Below are 19,150 nucleotides of genomic sequence, written 5' to 3' on the forward strand. Positions count from 1 at the left end.
GACGTCAGATGGTGTTGCGGTACGGCGGCATGAAGCGCATACGTGGCATCTGGTCGGCCAGGACCCCGCCGTCGACGACGATGCGCGCGCCGGTCATGTACGCCCCGGCGTCCGAGGCCAGCAGCAGCAGCGCGCCCACGCACTCGTCGGGCTGTGCGTACCGGCCGAGCGGGATGCGCTCGCGGTACGCGGCTTCGAACGCCTCGCGGTCGAAGGGGAATTCGCCGTCGATCGGTGTCTCGACCATGCCGGGGGCCAGGGTGTTGGCGGTGATCCCGTGCGGGGCCAGCTCGATGGCCAGGGTCTCCGTGAGGAGCTGGGCGGCGGCCTTGGACGCGTTGTAGTGGGCCAGGCCCGCCTCGGCGACCAGGGCGTTCTTCGAACTGATCGTGATGATGCGGCCGGCGACGCCGTCGGCCGTCATGTGCTCGGCGACGCGCTGGCTGAGGAAGAAGACCGCGTCGACGTTGACCCGCATGATGTGCGACCAGCCGGCGGGCGTGATCTCGTTGAAGCGTTCGAGGGCGGCCGTGCCCGCGTTGTTGACCAGGATGTGCAGCGGCCCGGCCTCGGCGCGTACCCGGTCGGCGAAACCGGCCAGTGCGTCGATGTCGGCGAGGTCCTGGCCGTACGTCCACGCCCTGCGGCCCAGCGCCTCGACGGCCGCCGCCGTCTCGGTGACGCCCTCGGCACCCGGCAGGTCGACGAGGACCACGTCCGCGCCCGCACCGGCGAGACCGACGGCGAAGGACCGGCCGAGGCCGCGGGCGGCTCCGGTGACGACCGCGGTGCGGCCGGTCAGGTCGAAGCGGTCGGTGCCGCGGGGCGGGACGGCTGCGGTCATGGCGGTCATTCCTCCAGGCTGAGCGGTACGGAGAGGTGGGCCGCCGCACCGACCGGGGGGGCGGGGGTGCGGCGGCCCCGCTGCTGGACCGCGGGGTGGCCGGGGGGCGGCCATGCCCGTGCCGTCCAGCAGGTTCGAGGGGGCGGGTCAGCCGTTCAGGCCCAGCAGGTCCAGCGACGGCCGGTGGATGATCTCCTCCACCGCGTCGGCGTCCAGCGGGGGCAGCCCGGGGATGCCGGGGATGCGGGCGATCTCCCGCAGGCCCTTCACCGAGTCGTCGACCGTGGTGAACGGATAGTCGCTGCCGAACATGACCTTGTCGAAGACCCCGTAGTCCTGGACAAGCCGGAGGCTGTGCCAGAGCTGGAAGGGCCGGTAGTGCAGGGCGCTGATGTCCGCGTACACATGCGGGTGCTTGCGGATGACGGCGATGCACTCGCCCTCGAAGGGGTGGCCGAGGTGGGCGAGGACCATCCGCAGTTCGGGGTGGCGGATGGCGACCGCGTCGAGGTGGCGCGGCATCGCCCATTCCAGCGGGGCGTTCGACACGAAGGTGGTGCCGGTGTGGACGAGGAGCGGCAGGCCGTGCCGTTCCGCGTAGCCGTACAGCTCGTCGTACTCCTCGGCGGCCGGGTCGAAACCCGCGTACATCGGCATGAGTTTGATGCCGCGCAGGCCGAGCTCCTGGTGGCCGTAGCGGAGTTCCTCCTGCCAGCCGGGCTGGGTGGGGTCGAGAGCGAGGTAGCCGATGAGCCGGTCGGGGTGCTGCCCGGCGTACGCGGCGACCGCGGCGTCGTCGACCCAGAGACCGCTGCGGCGGGCCTTGCCGCCCACCACGATCGTGCGGGTGTCCGGCGGGGCGGTGGCCGCGTACTCCTCCCACTTCACCGTCAGGTCGACCTCGCCCGCGTGGGCGCGGGCCGAGTCGGATCTGAACGGGTCGGTGAAGTCGTGACTGTGCCGGAAGAGATGCGAGTGGACGTCGACGATCATGTGCGGTTCCGCTTCTCCCAGCCGTCCGCGAACATGTTCCAGAAGCGGTGGCTGGGCGGGTGTTCCTCGAAGACCTCGTCGACGAGTTCGACTCCGAGGCCGGGGGCGGTCGGCAGCCCGATGTGGCCGTCGGCCATCGGCAGGGTGCCCTTGAGGGCGTCGAAGACGTACGGCTCCAGGAGCCCGTCGAAGGTTTCGAGGATCTTGAAGTTGGGGATTCCGAGGGCCGCGTGTACGGAGACCGTGGTGCACAGCGGCGAGTTGGAGTTGTGCGGGGCGATGAGCATGCCGTGCGTGTCGGCGATCGCGGCCAGCTTCCGCACCTCGGTGAATCCGCCGGCCATGGAGAGATCCGGCTGGATGATGTCGACGGCGTGCGTGGCGAAGAGCTGCTTGTACTCGTAGCGGTTGTGGAAGTGCTCGCCGCCGGAGATCGGGAAGGTGGCGCGCTGCCGCAGTTCCGCGTACCGCTCGATGTGGGTCCAGGGCATCGGCTCCTCGAACCAGCCGATGTCGAAGGGCTCCAGTTCGCGCACCAGCCGGGCCGCGGTCGGCATGGCGAAGCGGGCGTGCCCCTCGATGAAGAGGTCGACGTCCGGTCCGATCGCCTCGCGGACGGCTGCCACCAGGTCGACGGAGCGGCGCAGTTCGGCGCGCTCCAGCTCGTGGAGGCCGGGGCCGAACGGGTCGAACTTGAGGGCGGTGAAACCCTTGGCGACCGTCTCGCGGGCCTTCTGCGCGAAGGTCTCCGGCTCGCGTTCGCCGGTGTACCAGCCGTTGGCGTAGACCCGGACGGCGTCGCGGCAGGCGCCGCCGGTCAGGCGGTACGCGGGAACGCCGAGGGCCTTGCCCATCAGGTCGTACATCGCCTGGTCGAGGCCGGAGAGGGCGATGCCGCCCATGTCTCCGCCGCGCAGGAAGTCGCCCTGGTAGACGCGGAGCCAGAGCTCCTCGATGTCGAAGGGGTCGGCGCCGATCAGGTGGCGCTGCGCGAGGGCCTCGGTGAGGGCGCAGACCTCACTGACCCGGTAGGGGTGGGTGATCTCGCCGATGCCGGAGAGTCCCTCGTCGGTATGGACCCGGACGTAGCCGAAGTCGCGCCAGGAGGTACCGAGCATCAGGGTCTCGACCCGGGTGATGCGTCCGGCGGGTCCTGCCGGGCGGGTGCGGTTGACGGTCAGCATCAGCGGGTCGCTCCGCCCATGGTCGAGGTGTTCTCCAGGTCGCGGGCGCCGCCCTCGGCGAGGACGGCCTTGACGGCTGCCTCGGTGCCCTCGACGAGACGGTCCACGTCGGCGTCGGTGTGGGCGTAACTGATGTGGCTGCGCTTGAGGTTGAGCGGCAGCTCGAACAGACCGTGGTCGAGGAGCTTGCGGCGGTATCCGACGAAGAGCGAGGCGTCGTTGTGCAGCAGGTCGGCGTAGGTACGGGGGGTCTCGCCCGGCATGAAGTAGGTGACGAAGACGGAGCCGTATCCGGTGACGACGGCCGGGACGCCGAGGCGCTCGTAGAGACCGGTCAGTTCGGTGCGGACCCGGTCGCCGAGCCGGAAGACATGCTCGTGGACCGGCTCCTCGCGGAGCTTGCGGAGCGTGGCGAGGGCGGCGGCGACGACGGACGGGTGACCGTTGTACGTGCCGGCGAAGAAGGCGGGGGCGCCGGGGCGGGTCGAGAAGAGGTCCATCAGGTCGGCGCGGCCACCGATCGCGCCGACGGGGGCTCCGTTGGCGATGGCCTTGCCCAGGGTGGTGAGGTCGGGAGTGACGCCGGAGATCTTCTGCCAGCCGCCGATGTCGTGGCGGAAGCCCGTGATGACCTCGTCGAAGATCAGGACGCTGCCGGCCCGGGTGGTCTCCTCGCGGAGCGTGGTGAGGAACTCCTGGTACGGGAGGAGGGCACCGACGTTGTGCGGGACGGGCTCGACGATGACGGCGGCGATGTCGGAGCCGTGCTCGGCGAAGGTGCGGCGGACGGCCTCGCTGTCGTTGAACGGCAGGACGAGGGTGGCTTCCAGGACCTCGGGAAGGATGCCCGTCGAGATCGGGTCGTGGCTGCCGACCTGCTCCGGGGCGGAGATCACGTTGAGGCTGACCGAGTCGTGCCAACCGTGGTAGCAGCCCTGGAACTTGACGACGAGGCGGCGTCCTGTGGCGGCGCGGGAGACGCGCAGGGCGTGGAACGTGGCCTCGCTGCCGGTACTGGTGAGCAGGACCTTCTCGACCGACGGGATCAGCTCGGTGAGCTGTTCGGCGAGGAGGACCTCGCCCTCGGTGACGCCGACGCCCATGTGGCCGAGGGTGGCTCCGGCCTCGACGGTGGCGCGGGCCACGTCGGGGTCGTTGTGGCCGAGCAGCGGCGGGCCGAACGCGGAGTGGAAGTCGGTGTACTCGCGTCCGTCGGCGGTACGGAACCGTGCGCCGTCGGTCCCGGTGACGACCAGGTCGGTCAGTCCGGGAACGCTGCGCTGACCGCTGTTCACGCCGCCGGGAACGACCTGGCGGGCGCGCTCGGCGAGTCGGGCTCCGGAATCGTTGCCTACCGGGCCTGAGCTCATGGTGCTTGCTCCTTGCGTCGAGAGTCGTCGGTTTTCACAGGCCCTGCCCGGCCCGTGAGTCCCTGGCGCCATCCGCCCGGCAGTCGCCGCAGGAAGAGGAGAGTCACTTTTTCAAAACGCTGTTCTGTAGAGCAGAACAGTGCCCGATATTACGTCTGCCCCCAGGGCCGGTCAACCCCTTTCCGGCCACGAGAGCACCGTTCAACCCCTCGGAGGCACTAGGCTGTTCTGCTATGACGAACAGTGCTGCCCCAGAAGAGCCGAAGTACTGGGTCAAGAGCGTGGCCCGGGCAGCGGACATCCTCGAAGCGCTCGCCGCCCCCTCGCAGGGGAACGGCCTGAGCGTCACCGAGGTCGGCCAGGCGTGCTCCATCTCCAAGAGCGCGGCCTTCGGCATGCTCCAGACGCTGCGCGCGTACGGCCTCGTCTCGGACGACGGCGAAGGCATGAACCGCCGCTACCGGCTCGGCATGAGCCTGGCCAGGCTCGGCGACCGGGCGCGCTCCCAGGTGTCCCTGCGCGGGGTCGCCCACCCCGTCCTGCGCGACCTCACCGAGGTCACCGGCATGGCCTCGCGGCTCGCCGTGCCCGAGGACGGCCACGCGGTCGTCGTGGACCAGGTGGAGCTCGACCAGCGCGTCCGGCTCGATCTCCGGATGGGCCAGCGGGAGCTTCCGCACTGCACGGGGCTCGGCAAGGCGCTGCTCTCCGCGGTGCCGCAGAGCGAGGCCGCGGCGGTCGTCGAGCGGTTCGGGCTGCCCCGCCGCACGGCACGGACCATCACCGACCCGGCCACCTTCCTGTCCCATCTGCGCGACATCGCCCGCGTCGGCTACGCCCTGGACGACGAGGAGGACGCCGAGGGCATCATCTGCATCGGGGCACCGGTCTTCGACGACCGGTCGGTCTGCGCCGGAGCGGTGAGCATCACCGGCCTCAAGCTCGGTCTGCCGGCCTGGCGCTACCAAGAACTCGGTGGTCAGGTGCGGGACGCGGCGCGCAGGATCAGCGTTTCGCTGGGCTGGGTGGACGACGCGGTGGACGACAGCGCGACGACGGCCGCCTCCGATTCCGACGAAATCAGGTCTTGACCGATCGGCTCGACGCGCCGTAGGTTCCCTGCCAACCCCGCTGACATCCACACGTCACCGGATTTTCATCCTTTTCGGCCCGCTTCCGACGCCTGCCCACCGCGTCGTGAACATCCGACGGCCGAACCCTTTTGAGCCATCCGCCTCATGGCAGTCCACCGCAGGAACGCTCCCTCACTTTCGGCACTTCTCGGAAGGCGAAGTCCGCATGAGCGTTCCGCAGCACCCCACCCCCGTGCCGTCCACCCGCCGTAGCCTCCTGCGGGCTTCGGGTCTGGCCGGTCTGGTCGTGGCCGGTACGGCCGTGGCCACCTCCGGCGCCCAGGCCGCGCCCGCCCACACCACCGACGTCCTGCACGTCGACACCGTCGCCGCACTGCGGGCGCTCAACACCGGCCCGCTCGCGGACGGAACCCTCGTCCTGGTCGCCGGCTACCGCACCCCCGGCGACGGCGGCACCATGACCGTCCGCTGGGACCGCGAGTCCGACACCCCGCACAACGGGGGCACCGTCATCGCACCGAAGACCGACACCACCGGCCGCTGGCACCAACTCCACACCGGCACCGTCGACTTCCGCACCTTCGGCCACCTCGATGCCGAACACCCCGCCGACGCCGCACTCGACGCGATGATCAACGACCCCACGATCCACCGCATCGAGGCCCACACCGACCTCCTCTTCACCCAACGCCACCTCTGGAACCGCTCGAACATCGCACTCGACTTCGGCGGCCACCGCGTCCACACCACAGGCATCGAGAAGAACACCCACGACAACCCCTTCGGCGCCGTCCTCTCCTTCCGCGGCACCACCACCGACACGGTCCACACCCACACGCTGGGTGCCCCGATGCCCGACCTCTCCGATCTCTTCGAGGTCGGAGACGCGGAGAAGTTCGCCGTGGGCCAGTGGTGGGCGGTGGAGATCAACTCCCTGTCGGGCAGGTACGAGAAGGAGATCCAGCGGCTCGTCCAGGTGACCGACGTCGTGGACGCGACGCACATCCGGGTCAACTACAAGACCGGCTGGGACCTGGCCGCGGGACGCACCCTCACCTGGACCCGGGTCGAGCCCGTGGACCGCGCACACGTGCGCAACATGGTCTTCGAAGGCTGGGGCGAGGACGAGATGACCGGCTCGCACCCGGTCGCGTACGAGTACGCCGTGCGCTGCGACGTCTCCGGGATCGAGGCCGTCGGGACCTTCTGGCCCGTGGTGATGCGCCGCTGGTGCACGTACTTCCGCACCGAGCAGTGCTCGCTCACCAACCCGAAGTCCGTCACCTACGGCGGCGCGGGCTACCTCACCCAGCAGATCTACTGCCTGTACGGGCACGTCGAGGACTGTCACACCTCCAACGCCCGGCATCTCAACGACTTCACCGCGTCCGCGTACTGCTACGTCACCAACTGCCACGGCGACGGTGACGACCAGGGCCCGTTCGTCACCCACGGTCAGTTCGAGCACGACCTCGTCTACACCGGTAACTCCGGACTGATGACCTTCGCCAACTCGGGCGCCGCCTGGGGCGGCAGGGCGAAGCGCATCACCGTACGCAGGCACTCCTGCTCCTGGTTCGTGGCCCGCGTCAAGATCACCGATCTGACGCTGGAGGACGTCCTGGTCACCGGGAAGAAGTCGCTCGCCGGCTCCGGGATGCTCTGGGTCAACGCCGACGGCGTCCAGCTCCGCGGGTGCACGGCGAGCGGACCGCTGATCGTCTCGCGGGCCTCCGACCTCTCCGCGCGGCCCAACGTGATCGCCGACTCCTCGTTCGCCTTCGCGGCGGGCGCCGAGATCACCCAGGCGAACGTGACCGCCCCGGTCACCCTGCACCGGACCGTCCTCAAGGGCGTCGACGGTGCGGTGTTCAACGGCACCGGCCCCCTCGTCCTCGACCAGTGCGTGCTGACCGGATCCCAGGACACCGCGCCCGTCTCGCTCGCCCACTCCGACGTCACGGTGCTCGGCGGCGAGCTGCGTGACACCGGCCTCAGGCTGACCTCGGCCAAGGACCAGCGGCTGCGCGTCGACGGGACCCGGCTGACCGGCACCAACAAGGACGGCGCCCTCCTCTCCCGCACCGGCGCGGGGCGGACCGTCGACTGGCAGCTGACCGGGCTCGACTCGACCGCCCCGAAGGGCACCGCCCACGTCCTCGTCACCGAGGGCGTCAACCGCTACCGGGCGACGGGCGCCACCTTCAGCGGCGGCCGGCTCGAACTGCGGCCCGCGGCCTTCACCGGCGACAGCCATCTGCTGCACACCGGCTGCGTCGAGGACGGCACCGAGCGCACCGCGCTGCCGGACGAGGGCGACCGTGTCGCCCACACCGCGGCCACGCTGCGGTTCTGACCACCCCGCCCACTGATCACCAGGGAATCCCCGTGTCCACGCATACCCCGATCACCGGCCGGCCCGTACGGGTCGCGCTCGTCGGCGCCGGCAACCGCGGTCTGACGTACGCCGAGTGGATCAAGGCCAACCCGGAGCGTGCCGAGCTCGTGGCGGTCGCCGATCCGCGTCCCGCCGCGCGCGCCGCCGCCGGCGCCCCCGTCGAGTTCGACGACTGGCGCCCGCTGGTGGAGCACCGCATCGCCGACGCCGTCGTCGTCGCCACCCAGGACCGCTTCCATGTGGAGCCCGTACTGGCCCTGGCCGAGGCCGGTTACGCGATCCTCGCCGAGAAGCCGCTCGCCCCGACGGAGGACGAGACCCGGCGGATCGTCGAGGGGGTCGAACGGGCGGGCGTCCTCTTCGCCGTCTGCCACGTCATGCGGTACACGCCCTACACCGATCTGGTGAAGAGCGTGGTGGACTCCGGGGTCCTGGGCCAGCTGGTCTCCATCGACCACCTCGAACCGGTCGGCTGGTGGCACTACGCCCACAGCTACGTACGCGGGCCGTGGCGCAGCGAGAAGGACTCCTCGCCGATGCTGCTGGCCAAGTCCTGCCACGACCTGGACTGGATCACGTACGTCATGGGCGGCCGGATCGAGCAGGTCACCGGCTTCGGCGGACTGAAGCACTTCCGGCCGGAGAACGCCCCCGCCGGTTCGGCGGACCGGTGTCTCGACTGCGCGGTGGAGTCCGGTTGCCCGTACAGCGCGCTGAAGCTCTACATGCCGACGCTGCGCGAGAAGGGCGCGGTCTGGCCGGTCACCCATGTCACCGAGGCGACCGACGAGGCCGGGCTCGTGGCGGCCCTGCGCGAGGGGCCGTACGGCGTCTGCGCGTACCGGAGCGACAACGACGTGGTCGACCACCAGGTCCTCGCGATGCAGCTGACCGGCGGGGTGACCGCGACCTTCCAGATGGTGGCGTTCACGGAGCAGACCCACCGCCAGACCCGGATATTCGGCTCGCACGGCTGGCTGCGCGGTGACGGCGAACGGGTCACCGTGCAGGACTTCCGGACCGGCGCGACCACCGTCCACGAACTCGGCACGTCCGGGTCGAACGCGGCCGACGGGCACGGCGGCGGGGACGCCGCGCTCGTGGAGGCGTTCGTCACCGCCGTCGCCACCGGTGACGCCGGGGCCGTCCGGTCCGGTCCGGCCACCTCCCTCGGCAGCCACCTCGCGGCGTTCGCCGCCGAACGCGCCCGCCACACGGGCACCGTCCAGACGGTGCCCGCCGCATGAACTCCCCTCTTCCCGGCACCACCCTCACGTCCTCGGAGGACCCCCTCATGTCCCGTGTCCTGAAGCGCCGTTCCAGAGTGCGCCGCATCGCCGCCCCCGTCCTGGTCACCGCGCTCGCCTCGGGTGTCCTGGCGGGCTGCGGCAGCGGCGACGACGCGAACACCGTCACGATGTGGACCTACCCGGTCATCTTCGACGAGGCCAAGAACAAGTCGTACTGGGACGGCCTGGTCAAGGAGTTCGAGAAGACCCACTCCGGGGTGAAGGTCACCGTGGAGACCTTCCCGTGGGCCAACCGTGACACCGCCCTGGCCACCGCGATCGCCTCGGGCAAGGGCCCGGACGCCGTCTACCTGGTGCCGGACCAGCTGCCGAAGTACGCGAAGAACATCCTGCCCGCCGACGACTTCATGCCGGCGGCGGCCAAGGCCGACTACACGGACTTCGCCCTGAAGTCCGTGACGTACGACGGCAAGGTGCTCGGCACCCCTGTGCTGACCAGCGCCAACCCGCTGATCTGCGACAAGCGGGTGTTCGAGGCCATCGGTGAGTCGGCGTACCCGACGAGCTGGGCGGAGCTGGAGGCGCTGGCGCCGAAGCTGAAGGCGAAGGGCTTCTACGCCACCAGCCACAGCGGCGACACCCTCCAGACGCTGAACATGACCTTCTACCCGCTGCTGTGGCAGGCGGGCGGCGACGTCTTCTCGGAGGACGGCAAGACGGTCGCGTTCAACGACCCGGCGGGCGTGAAGGCCCTGACGTACCTCAAGAAGCTGGTCGAGGGCGGGTACACCGACAAGGACCTGATCACGACCACTCCGAAGCTGGAGCAGACACCGGTCGCCAAGGGCAAGGTCGCCTGTACCTGGCAGAACACCCCGGCCGATGTCGAGCCCTTCTGGGGCAAGGAGAACATCGTCGTCCAGCCGCCGCTCAAGGACACCACGTCGATCGGTTACGGCACGGTCGGCGCCGTGTCGATGCTCAAGGGAGCCGACAAGAAGAACACCGGCGACTGGATCAACTTCCTCTCCGAGTCGAAGAACGCGGCCGGTCTGCAGAAGGACGCGGGCTACTTCCCGGCCCGTACGTCCGGTGGCGACCTCTACCCCGGCGACGCCCTGCAGAAGGCGGTCGGCGCCACCCTGCCGAGCATGTCCGTGGGTCCGCTGGAGGACAAGTCCCGCGAGGTCATGGGCCTGCTGGCACCGGAGATCCAGGCCGCGCTGCTGGGCAAGAAGTCCCCGCAGCAGGCTCTCGACGACGCGGCCAAGGCCGCCGACGCGATGCTCGGGCGCTGACGCGCAACGCCCGTCCGGCGCAGGACACGTCCTCGGACGCCGGACGGGCCCGACCCACCCAAGCATTTCCCTCGTCCCGCAAGGAGATCCCCGTGGCAGTCGTCGCGGAACCCACCCGCCGGGGCCGTCGCAGCGGGCCGCAGGCGCGCCGCGAGGCCCGGATCGGCCTGCTCTTCGTCCTTCCGTGTTTCCTGCTGTTCCTCGCCTTCCGGTTCGGCCCCGGTGTGGCCGGTGTGCTGATGAGCTTCACCGACTACTCGCTCACCGGCGGCGGCAGCTTCATCGGCCTCGACAACTTCACGCGCCTCTGGGAAGACCCGCTGTTCTGGCAGGCCCTGAAGGTCACCGTCCTGTACACGGTGCTGGCGGTGCCGGGCACGCTGATCGCCTCCGTCTCGCTGGCGCTGATCACCCGCCGGGCCTTCCGCGGCGCCCGCTTCTTCCGGTCGGTCTTCTTCCTGCCGGTCGTCACCTCGCTGGTGCTGGCGGCCACCGTCTTCGTCTGGATCTTCTCGACCGGCGGCCCGTGGTCCACCCTGATGGGCTGGCTCGGCTTCTCCGAGGGCTCCTGGCTCTCCGACGACCTGCTGGTGCTGCCCGCGCTCGCGATCGTCGGGGTCTGGTCCCGTTTCGGGTACGGGATGCTGATCCTGCTCGCCCGCATGCAGGACATTCCGCGGGAGCTGGAGGAGGCGGCGCTCACCGACGGCGCGGGTCCCTGGCAGCGGTTCCGGTTCATCGTGCTGCCGCAGCTCAGGCCGGCCCTGTTCTTCCTCGCCGTGATCGAGACGACGGCCTCGTTCCAGGTGTTCGACGCCGTCTACACCATGACCGGCGGCGGCCCCGCCAACGCCAGCTACACGCTCGTCTTCCAGCTCTACGACGCGGGCTTCAAGTACTTCGACCTCGGCTACGCCTCCGCCATCGGTGTCGCGCTCTTCGTGCTGACCGTGGTGGTCGCCGTGATCCAGCGGCTCGTGATCGGGAAGGACCAGTGACCATGACCGCAGCACCCGCAGAGACACCCGTTGCCGACCCGCCGGCCCCGGCGCCCCTCGCACCCGACCGGGCGGCCCGCCGCGCGGAACGCCGGCTGCGCAAGCAGGCCGAGCAGGACTCCGTGCCGCACGGCATGCGCGCCACCCCGGCCGGCCGGATCGCCCGCGGCGCGCTGCTGACCGTGGCGGCGATCGTGACGGTCTTCCCGTTCTACGCGATGGTCGTGCTGTCCCTGAAGCCGTCCGCTGCGGTCGAGTTCCCCGGCAGTCTGCTGCCGTGGCCGGTGACCGGCGAGGCGTACGACAGCGTCATGAACGCCCAGGACGTACCGCGCTGGCTGTTCAACACCGTGATCTACTCGGTCGTCTCGGTCGTGGGTGTGCTGCTGCTCGCCTCGCTCGCCGGGTACGCGTTCGCCAAGAAGCGCTTCCCGGGCCGGGAGGCGATGTTCTGGTCGTTCCTGTCGATGGTCATGGTCCCGTACCACGTCACGATGATCCCGACCTTCGCGATGATCGCGAAGATGGGCGGGGTCGACACGTACTGGGGCATGATCGTGCCGACCCTGGCCAACGCCCAAGCCGTGTTCCTGATGCGGCAGTTCATCCAGGGGCTGCCCGACGAACTCTTCGAGGCGGCCCGCCTCGACGGGTGCAGCGAGTGGCAGATCTTCTACCGGATCGTGCTGCCCCTGCTGAAGCCGATCCTCGCCACGCTCGGTGTCTTCGTCTTCCTGTGGCACTGGAACGACTTCCTGTGGCCGCTGATCATCGGCCAGTCCACCGACATGCGCACCCTGACGGTCGGCATCGCCTCGCTCCAGCAGCAGAACGTACCGCTCAACGTGGTGCTCTCCGGCTCCGTCATCGCGTTCGTGCCCATCTTCGCCGCCTACCTGGTGGGCCAGCGCTACTTCACCGAGGGCGTCACCGCGTCCGGAATCAAGGGATAGTCACGCATGTTCACCGATGAGGCCGCCCTCGAAGAGCGGCTCGCCACCCCCTCCCCCGCGCTGATCGCGGACCTCGGCCGGCTGGAGGGCGACCTGCTCGTCCTCGGCGCGGGCGGCAAGATGGGGCCGAGCCTGTGCCGGCTCGCCCGCCGCGCCCTGGACGCCGCGGGCCGCGCCGACGTCACCGTGTACGCGGTGTCCCGCTGGTCCGACAAGGCGGCGGCCGACGACCTGGAGGCCGCCGGGGTCCGCACCGTCGCCTTCGACCTGATGGACCCGGGCGCCGATCTGGCCGCACTGCCCGACGCCGGCAACGTCGTCTTCATGGTCGGGGCCAAGTTCGGTTCGGCCGGGGCCCCTTCACAGGCGTGGGCGGTGAACGCCGCGATGCCGGACCGGGTGGCGCGCCGCTGGTCCGGCTCCCGGATCGCCGCGTTCTCCACCGGCAACGTGTATCCGCTGGTGTCCGTCTCCTCCGGCGGGTGCACCGAGAGCGACCCGGTGGGGCCGGTCGGCGAGTACGCCATGTCGTGCCTGGGCCGCGAGCGGATCTTCGGCCATGCCGCGCTGACCCTGGGCACGAAGGTCGCCACCATCCGCCTCAACTACGCGGTCGATCTGCGCTACGGCGTCCTCGCCGACATCGCCGCGCGCGTACAGTCGGGCGAGCCCGTCGATGTGACGACCGGTCATGCCAACGTGGTGTGGCAGGGGTACGCGAACGAGGTCGCCCTGCGCAGCCTGCTCCACGCGACCGACGGCGAGGCGTTCACCTTGAATCTCACCGGCCCCGAGACCGCTTCGGTACGGCGCCTCGCCCAGTGGTTCGGCGAGGAGTTCGACCGGGAGCCGGTGTTCGTGGGGGCGGAGTCCCCGACGGCGCTGCTCTCCGACGCGAGCCGCTGCCATGCTCTCTTCGGATACCCGGACGTCGCCCTGCGCACCCTCGTCGGGTGGCAGGCCGACTGGCTGCGCCGGGGGCTGCCGTTGTCCGGCAAGCCCACCAAGTTCCAGGTCCGTGACGGAAGGTTCTGATCCACTCCATGTCCACTCCCTCCCTCCTGTCCACCCCCGCCCTGGAGCAGCTCGCCCGCGGGGCGGTGATCCCCGCGCATCCGCTCGCCCTCGCCGCGGACGGCACGTTCGACGAGCGCAGGCAGCGTGCACTGACCCGCTACTACCTGGCGTCCGGTGCGGGCGGCGTCGCCGTCGCCGTACACACCACCCAGTTCGAGATCCGGGAGCCGCAGGTCGGACTGTTCCGCCCGGTCCTGGAGCTCGCCGCCGAGACGATCGACGCGGAGGCCGGCCGGCCCTTCGTCAAGGTCGCCGGGGCCTGCGGCTACACCGCGCAGGCGGTCGCCGAGGCCGAGACGGCCGCCTCGCTCGGCTATGACGCGGTGCTGCTCAGCCCGGCCGTGCCGGGCGCCGACGAGAAGGGCCTGCTGGAGCGTGCCCGCGCGGTGGGCGAGGTGCTTCCGGTCATCGGCTTCTACCTCCAGGAAGCGGTGGGCGGGCGGTACTTGTCGCCCGGCTTCTGGTCGGCGTTCACCGATCTGCCGTCCACGGCCGCCGTGAAGATCGCCCCGTTCGACCGCTACCGCACCGCCGATGTCATCCGGGCGGTCGCGGCTGCCGACCGGGCGGACGAGGTGGCGCTGTACACCGGCAACGACGACGACATCATCGGTGACCTGCTCACCCCGTACGAGACGGCGAGCGGTGAGCGCCGCTGGTTCGCCGGAGGGCTGCTCGGCCAGTGGGCCGTGTGGACGAGCTCCGCCGTGACCCTCCTGGACGACGTACGCGCCGCCCGCGCCGGTGACCACGAGGCGATGGTGCGCTGCCTGGCCCGCCGCCCCGGGCTCACGGACGCCAACAGCGCCGTCTTCGACGTACGCGGGGCGTTCCGCGGCTGCATCGCCGGAGTGCACGAAGTGCTGCGCCGCCAGGGCCTGTTGGAGAACATCCGCTGCCTGGACCCGGCCGAGACGCTGTCTCCGGGGCAGGCCGACGAGATCACCCGGGTGTCCGGGACCTACCCTTGGCTGACCGACGACGCCTTCATTGCGGAGCACCTCGATGCCTGGCTCTCCTGACGCCGCCCGATCCGACCGCTCCGACCGCCCCCGGGTGGTCGTCTCCGTACCGCCGAATCTGCGGGCGCAGTTCTTCACCGCCGAGGTCTGGCGGGAGCTGGAGCGGGCGGCGGAGCTCACCGTCCTCGACGAGCACAGGGACCGGGCGGCGCTGCTCGCGGCGCTTCCCGGCGCCCGCGCCCTCGTCACGTCCTGGCGGAGCCCCCAGGCCGACAAGGAACTCCTCGACGCGGCCGACCGGTTGGAGCTCATCGCCCACACCGGCTCCGCCGTCGCCCCGTACGTGACGGAGGAGGTCTTCCACCGTTCCGTCCTGGTCACGCAGGCCGGCGACGAGATGGCCCGGCCGGTCGCCGAGGTGGCACTCGCCTTCACGCTTTCCCTGCTGCACCGCATCCAGCGTTTCGACCACGCCCTGCGGGGCGGCGCGGAGTGGGCGGCGGCGAGCCAGGCGCCGCCGCGTCACGAGATCCACGGCAGCGACATCGGGGTGATCGGGGCCTCCCGTACCGGTCGCGCGTACATCGCGATGGTGCGGGCCATGGGGGCGCGGGTGAGCGTCACCGACCCGTTCCTGTCGGAGGAGGACGCGGCGTCCCTCGGCGTGGAGTCCGTACCCCTGGAGACCCTGCTCTCGCGCAGCAGGATCGTCGCCGTGCACGCGCCGGTGACCGAGGAGACCCACCGGATGATCGGCGCCGCGCAGTTGGCGCTGATGCCGGACGGGGCCGGTCTGGTGAACACCGCCAGGTCCTGGCTGGTCGACGAGGACGCCCTGCTCGCGGAGGTGTCCTCGGGCCGGCTGGACGCGGCGATCGACGTCTTCGACGCCGAGCCCCTGCCCCCCGGCCATCCGTTCCGCGCGCTCCCCAACGTCCTGCTCACCCCGCACCAGGCGGCGGGCAGCGTCGAGTGCCGTCAGCGGCTCGGGGCGAGCGCCGTCGACGAGGTGCTGCGCCTGCTCTCCGGGCGGCCCCCGGCCCACGCGGTCGGCGTCGACGCCCTCGCCCGGCTGCGCTGAACCGATCCCCCGTGCACCTCACCCGCCCGACCTCCCAGGAGAGTTGAACCCCATGCGTCTGATGCGCGTCGGCGAACCGGGCCACGAGCGCCCGGTGCTCGTCTGCCCCGAAGGCCGCCACTACGACCTGTCGGCGATCACCGACGACATCGACGGCGCCTTCCTCGCGGCGCTGGCCGAGAAGCCGCACCTGATACCCGCCGAGCCGAAGCTCCCCGAGATCGACATCAGCGGGCAGCGGATCGGCGCCCCCGTGGCCCGCCCGTCCGCGCTGCTCTGCATCGGCCAGAACTACGCGGCGCACGCGGCGGAGTCCGGCTCGGAGCCGCCCGAGCAGCCGATCCTCTTCTACAAGTCGCCGAACACGGTCGTCGGGCCGTACGACGACGTGCTCATCCCGCGCGGCTCGAAGAAGACGGACTGGGAGGTCGAGCTGGCCGTCGTCATCGGCCGCCGCGCCTCCTACCTGGACTCCCCCGCCGACGCCGCCGCGCACATCGCGGGCTACGCGGTCAGCAACGACGTCTCCGAGCGCGCTTTCCAGCTGGAGCAGTCGGGCGGCCAGTGGTCCAAGGGCAAGAGCTGCGCCACCTTCAACCCGCTCGGCCCGGTGCTGGTGACCGCCGACGAGGTGGGCGACCCGCAGCAGCTCCGGCTGCGCAGCCGCGTCAACGGGGAGCCGCGCCAGGACTCGTCCACCGCGGACATGATCTTCGACGTGGCGCATCTGGTGCACCATCTGTCGCAGTACCTGGTGCTGGAGCCCGGCGACGTCATCAACACCGGCACCCCGCAGGGCGTGGCCCTGTCCGGCCGCTTCCCCTACCTGGGGCCGGACGACGTGATGGAGATCGAGATCTCCGGCCTGGGCCGGCAGCGCAGCGTCTGCCGGCCCGCGTGACGGCCGTCCTCAGTCCTCCGGAAGCTCCACCGGGCTGATCTCGTCGAAGACGTCGCCGGGGCCGGGGTTCGTCGCGTCCGTGCCACCGCCGAACTGGGTCATCACACCCCACACGGCGTTGAGCGCGGTCTGTACGGCGCCCTCGGCCCATCCGGCCGTCCAGGAGATGTCGTCGCCCGCGAGGAAGACCCCGCGCTTGTCGGCGGGCAGCCGGTCCTGCATGAAGTGGGTGAACAGCCGCCGCTGGTAGCGGTAGTGGCCCGGCAGGTTGGCCTTGAACGCACCCATGAACCAGGGCTCGTTCTCCCAGGAGACGGTGACCGGGTTCCCGATGACGTGCTTGCGGATGTCCACGTTCGGATAGATCTCGCCGAGCGACTTGAGCATGACGTCCATGCGCTCGTTCGGGGAGAGCGGGAGCCACTTCAGGCTGTCGTCGCACCAGGTGTACGAGAGGCAGATGACGGCGGGCTTGTCCGGGCCCTCGTCCAGCAGGTACGTCCCCCGGGTCATCCGGTCGGTGAGCGTCATCGACATCGTGTCGCGCCCCGTCACCTCGTCCTTGTCCAGCCAGAACGGCCGGTCGACGGGGACGAACAGCTTGGACGACTCCATGTAGTGGGTGCGCTCCATCGCCGTCCAGTGGTCGATCGGGAAGAGCGCGTCGTCGCAGGCGATCTTGGAGAGCAGCAGCCAGGACTGCGCGGTGAAGATCGCGGCACGGTACGTGCGGATGTCACCGCTCGCGTCGGTGACGGTGATCTTGTTGCCCGCGGTGCGGTTCAGCCGGGTCACGGCGGGGCGCGGCTCGCCGTCGTGCAGCGAGGACAGCGACGTGCCGAGCGGCCAGTGGACGATCTTCTGCGGCTCGCGGTCCCAGAGGCGCAGCGGGAGCTGCTGGCTGCCGCCGACGATCCCGCGGTGGTGGTCGTCCGCCTCGCTGTAGACGACGCGCAGGATCTCCAGGATGGAGTTGGGGAAGTCGGTGTCCCAGCCGCCGGTGCCGAAGCCGACCTGACCGAAGATCTCGCGGTGCCGGAAGGACTTGAAGGCATCGGACGCGCAGAGGAAGCCGTAGAAGGTCTGGTTGTCGAACTTCTCGACGAGCTTCGCCCAGATCTCGCGGATGCGCGGTACGTCGCGCTCGCGCATCGCCCGGTTCATGTCGGAGAAGTCGGCACCCTCCTCCAGGCACGCGTTCCAGGCGTCCATGACGTCGCGGTAGACCTGGGGCAGGTCGGCGATGGTCTCCGCGTAGTGCGACTCGCCCTTGAGGTCGACGACGGTCGACGGGGTGGCCGGGGACAGCGGGTTGGGGAACGGCTTGGTCTCCAGGCCCACCAGGTCGATGTAGTGCTGGAGGGCCGTGGAGGACGGCGGGAAGCGCATCGCGCCCATCTCGGCGGTCAGTTCGGGGTCGCAGCCCTCGAAGCCGACGGTACGCAGCCGGCCACCGATCTGGTCCGCCTCGTAGACGACGGGCCTGAGGCCCATCTTCATCAGTTCGTAGGCGGCGATGATGCCGGAGAGCCCGCCACCGATGACTGCCACCTCGGCACCGTGCTCGGTGGCCGGGATCTGGCCGATGCCCGCCGGGTGGGCGAGGAAGTCGTCGTACGCGTAGGGGAAGTCCGGCCCGAACATGGTGATCGGCGGCTGCGCGTCGGTGTGCTGGACGGCGTTGGGCACCGTGGACGTCATGGGGTACGGACTCCTTGCGCGAAAAAGTGGAACGAGGTGTGGCAGGGGGACGGGCTCAGACGAGGGAGCCGTAGAGACCGGGGCGGCGGTCGTTCAGATACGGGTTGGCGGCGCGCGAGGCGGTCAGCACCTCGGGGTCGACCTCGCCGACGACGAGCTCCTCGCCGCGCCCGGCGCGGACCCGCACCACACCGTCGGGCCCGGCCAGGCAGCTGAGCCCGACGAACTCGAACTCGCCTTCCTGGCCGGTCCTGTTGACGTACGCCACGTACATCTGGCTCTCGAAGGCCCGTACGGGCACGACGGATTCCGCGACGAACTGGAAGGGGTGCATCTGCGCGGTCGGCACCAGCAGCAGACCGGTGCCCGCGAGGGCGTGCGCCCGGACGTTCTCCGGGAACTCGACGTCGTAGCAGATCAGCAGTCCGATGCGGACGCCACCGAGCTCGGCCTGCACCACGGCCTGCTCACCGGGGGTGAACCACTCCTGCTCGAAGCAGCCGAAGAGGTGGGTCTTGCGGTAGTTGGCGAGCGCGGCGCCGTCCGGGCCGATGAGCTGCGCCGCGTTGAAGATCTGTTCCCCGGAGCGCTCCGGGTAGCCGTAGAGCACCGCGAGCCCGTGACGCACGGCGATCTCGGCGACGGCCCGCGCGCCGGGACCGTCGGATGCCTCCGCCAGCCGGGGAACGGCGTCGCCGATGGCGTAGCCGGTGAGGAACATCTCGGGGCAGACGAGCAGCTGCGCACCGGCAAGGGCGGCGCGTCCGGCGGCCTCGTCGAGGACCTTGAGATTCTCGTCCACGGCACCGGGCCGGCCGGAGCTCTGGAGCAGGGCGGTACGCAACGACGGCATGGCTGACCTCGGGCGGTGCGAGCGGGGTGGGGAGACGTAATGACGGTACGGGCCCGCGATCCCCCCGGACAAGGCGCGACCGTTGCGACCCCCCGACGATCCGTTGCGCCCGCCGACCCCGGCACGGCGATTTGTTGCGCGGGGCGTTAGCGCAGGTCAGAAGGGTGATCTGGGTCTCAGCCGGCACCGGCGG

At 70.5% G+C, this 19,150-nt stretch carries 16 protein-coding genes; 10 read left to right on the forward strand and 6 right to left on the reverse strand.

What is annotated here, in order from left to right:
• Positions 1–4: 4 nt before the first annotated feature.
• From OG230_RS05595 to OG230_RS05610, 4 genes are all read right to left on the reverse strand, one after another.
• Entirely contained in the window at positions 5–844 is an 840-nt protein-coding gene (locus OG230_RS05595; RefSeq protein ID WP_328909009.1) for an SDR family NAD(P)-dependent oxidoreductase, read from the reverse strand.
• Between the two features lie 147 nt (positions 845–991).
• Positions 992–1,837: an amidohydrolase family protein gene (locus OG230_RS05600; RefSeq protein WP_328909010.1), complete on the reverse strand. Its 846-nt coding sequence runs from the start codon at positions 1,835–1,837 to the stop codon at positions 992–994.
• A complete protein-coding gene (locus OG230_RS05605) occupies positions 1,834–3,021 on the reverse strand; it encodes a mandelate racemase/muconate lactonizing enzyme family protein (protein WP_328909011.1) in 1,188 nt (395 codons plus the stop codon). Before OG230_RS05605 ends, OG230_RS05600 begins: the two co-directional genes overlap by 4 nt.
• The gene (locus tag OG230_RS05610) at positions 3,021–4,391 is read right to left on the reverse strand and encodes an aspartate aminotransferase family protein (protein WP_328909012.1); all 1,371 of its coding nucleotides are present in this window, start codon (positions 4,389–4,391) and stop codon (positions 3,021–3,023) included. The genes OG230_RS05605 and OG230_RS05610 overlap by 1 nt, the downstream gene beginning before the upstream one ends.
• A 233-nt stretch (positions 4,392–4,624) precedes the next feature.
• Here OG230_RS05610 and OG230_RS05615 point away from each other — a divergent pair, with 233 nt between their 5' ends.
• The 10 genes from OG230_RS05615 (at position 4,625) to OG230_RS05660 (ending at position 16,403) form a co-directional block, all read left to right on the forward strand.
• Positions 4,625–5,482 (forward strand): IclR family transcriptional regulator, encoded by an 858-nt coding sequence (locus OG230_RS05615; protein WP_328909013.1) that lies wholly within the window; start codon positions 4,625–4,627, stop codon positions 5,480–5,482.
• A 208-nt stretch (positions 5,483–5,690) separates the two neighbouring features.
• Positions 5,691–7,841 (forward strand): peptidase C14, encoded by a 2,151-nt coding sequence (locus OG230_RS05620; RefSeq protein ID WP_328909014.1) that lies wholly within the window; start codon positions 5,691–5,693, stop codon positions 7,839–7,841.
• A gap of 32 nt (positions 7,842–7,873) precedes the next feature.
• On the forward strand, positions 7,874–9,130 hold the full coding sequence (locus tag OG230_RS05625; RefSeq protein WP_328909015.1) for a Gfo/Idh/MocA family protein: 1,257 nt from the start codon (positions 7,874–7,876) through the stop codon (positions 9,128–9,130).
• Positions 9,127–10,431 (forward strand): ABC transporter substrate-binding protein, encoded by a 1,305-nt coding sequence (locus OG230_RS05630; RefSeq protein ID WP_328909016.1) that lies wholly within the window; start codon positions 9,127–9,129, stop codon positions 10,429–10,431. Before OG230_RS05625 ends, OG230_RS05630 begins: the two co-directional genes overlap by 4 nt.
• Before the next feature lie 92 nt (positions 10,432–10,523).
• On the forward strand, positions 10,524–11,429 hold the full coding sequence (locus OG230_RS05635) for a carbohydrate ABC transporter permease (RefSeq protein WP_328909017.1): 906 nt from the start codon (positions 10,524–10,526) through the stop codon (positions 11,427–11,429).
• A gap of 2 nt (positions 11,430–11,431) precedes the next feature.
• Positions 11,432–12,382 (forward strand): carbohydrate ABC transporter permease, encoded by a 951-nt coding sequence (locus OG230_RS05640; protein ID WP_328909018.1) that lies wholly within the window; start codon positions 11,432–11,434, stop codon positions 12,380–12,382.
• Between the two features lie 6 nt (positions 12,383–12,388).
• Complete coding sequence (locus OG230_RS05645) at positions 12,389–13,417, forward strand: NAD-dependent epimerase/dehydratase family protein (protein WP_328909019.1); 1,029 nt, start codon at positions 12,389–12,391, stop codon at positions 13,415–13,417.
• An 8-nt stretch (positions 13,418–13,425) separates the two neighbouring features.
• Positions 13,426–14,481 (forward strand): dihydrodipicolinate synthase family protein, encoded by a 1,056-nt coding sequence (locus tag OG230_RS05650; RefSeq protein ID WP_328909020.1) that lies wholly within the window; start codon positions 13,426–13,428, stop codon positions 14,479–14,481.
• On the forward strand, positions 14,465–15,502 hold the full coding sequence (locus OG230_RS05655; RefSeq protein ID WP_328909021.1) for a hydroxyacid dehydrogenase: 1,038 nt from the start codon (positions 14,465–14,467) through the stop codon (positions 15,500–15,502). Before OG230_RS05650 ends, OG230_RS05655 begins: the two co-directional genes overlap by 17 nt.
• Before the next feature lie 52 nt (positions 15,503–15,554).
• On the forward strand, positions 15,555–16,403 hold the full coding sequence (locus tag OG230_RS05660) for a fumarylacetoacetate hydrolase family protein (RefSeq protein ID WP_328909022.1): 849 nt from the start codon (positions 15,555–15,557) through the stop codon (positions 16,401–16,403).
• A gap of 9 nt (positions 16,404–16,412) precedes the next feature.
• On the opposite strand, the gene OG230_RS05665 is transcribed toward OG230_RS05660, so the two are convergent.
• Together OG230_RS05665 and OG230_RS05670 are read right to left on the reverse strand one after the other, a co-directional pair.
• Positions 16,413–18,104, reverse strand: coding sequence for a flavin monoamine oxidase family protein (locus tag OG230_RS05665; RefSeq protein WP_328909023.1), 1,692 nt, complete (start codon positions 18,102–18,104; stop codon positions 16,413–16,415).
• Positions 18,105–18,159: 55 nt separating this feature from the next.
• A complete protein-coding gene (locus OG230_RS05670) occupies positions 18,160–18,957 on the reverse strand; it encodes a carbon-nitrogen hydrolase family protein (RefSeq protein ID WP_328909024.1) in 798 nt (265 codons plus the stop codon).
• Positions 18,958–19,150: the final 193 nt, after the last annotated feature.

Origin of the sequence: Streptomyces sp. NBC_00234, from assembly GCF_036195325.1 — a bacterium.
GTDB lineage: Bacteria > Actinomycetota > Actinomycetes > Streptomycetales > Streptomycetaceae > Streptomyces.

Coding starts and splice junctions, on each gene's coding strand:
- OG230_RS05650 (WP_328909020.1), top strand. CDS start 13,426: ATGTCCACTCCCTCCCTCCTGTCCACCCCCGCCCTGGAGCAGCTCGCC.
- OG230_RS05660 (WP_328909022.1), top strand. CDS start 15,555: ATGCGTCTGATGCGCGTCGGCGAACCGGGCCACGAGCGCCCGGTGCTC.
- OG230_RS05645 (WP_328909019.1), top strand. CDS start 12,389: ATGTTCACCGATGAGGCCGCCCTCGAAGAGCGGCTCGCCACCCCCTCC.
- OG230_RS05605 (WP_328909011.1), bottom strand. CDS start 3,021: ATGCTGACCGTCAACCGCACCCGCCCGGCAGGACCCGCCGGACGCATC.
- OG230_RS05615 (WP_328909013.1), top strand. CDS start 4,625: ATGACGAACAGTGCTGCCCCAGAAGAGCCGAAGTACTGGGTCAAGAGC.
- OG230_RS05665 (WP_328909023.1), bottom strand. CDS start 18,104: ATGACGTCCACGGTGCCCAACGCCGTCCAGCACACCGACGCGCAGCCG.
- OG230_RS05610 (WP_328909012.1), bottom strand. CDS start 4,391: ATGAGCTCAGGCCCGGTAGGCAACGATTCCGGAGCCCGACTCGCCGAG.
- OG230_RS05620 (WP_328909014.1), top strand. CDS start 5,691: ATGAGCGTTCCGCAGCACCCCACCCCCGTGCCGTCCACCCGCCGTAGC.
- OG230_RS05600 (WP_328909010.1), bottom strand. CDS start 1,837: ATGATCGTCGACGTCCACTCGCATCTCTTCCGGCACAGTCACGACTTC.
- OG230_RS05670 (WP_328909024.1), bottom strand. CDS start 18,957: ATGCCGTCGTTGCGTACCGCCCTGCTCCAGAGCTCCGGCCGGCCCGGT.
- OG230_RS05595 (WP_328909009.1), bottom strand. CDS start 844: ATGACCGCAGCCGTCCCGCCCCGCGGCACCGACCGCTTCGACCTGACC.
- OG230_RS05640 (WP_328909018.1), top strand. CDS start 11,432: ATGACCGCAGCACCCGCAGAGACACCCGTTGCCGACCCGCCGGCCCCG.
- OG230_RS05655 (WP_328909021.1), top strand. CDS start 14,465: ATGCCTGGCTCTCCTGACGCCGCCCGATCCGACCGCTCCGACCGCCCC.
- OG230_RS05630 (WP_328909016.1), top strand. CDS start 9,127: ATGAACTCCCCTCTTCCCGGCACCACCCTCACGTCCTCGGAGGACCCC.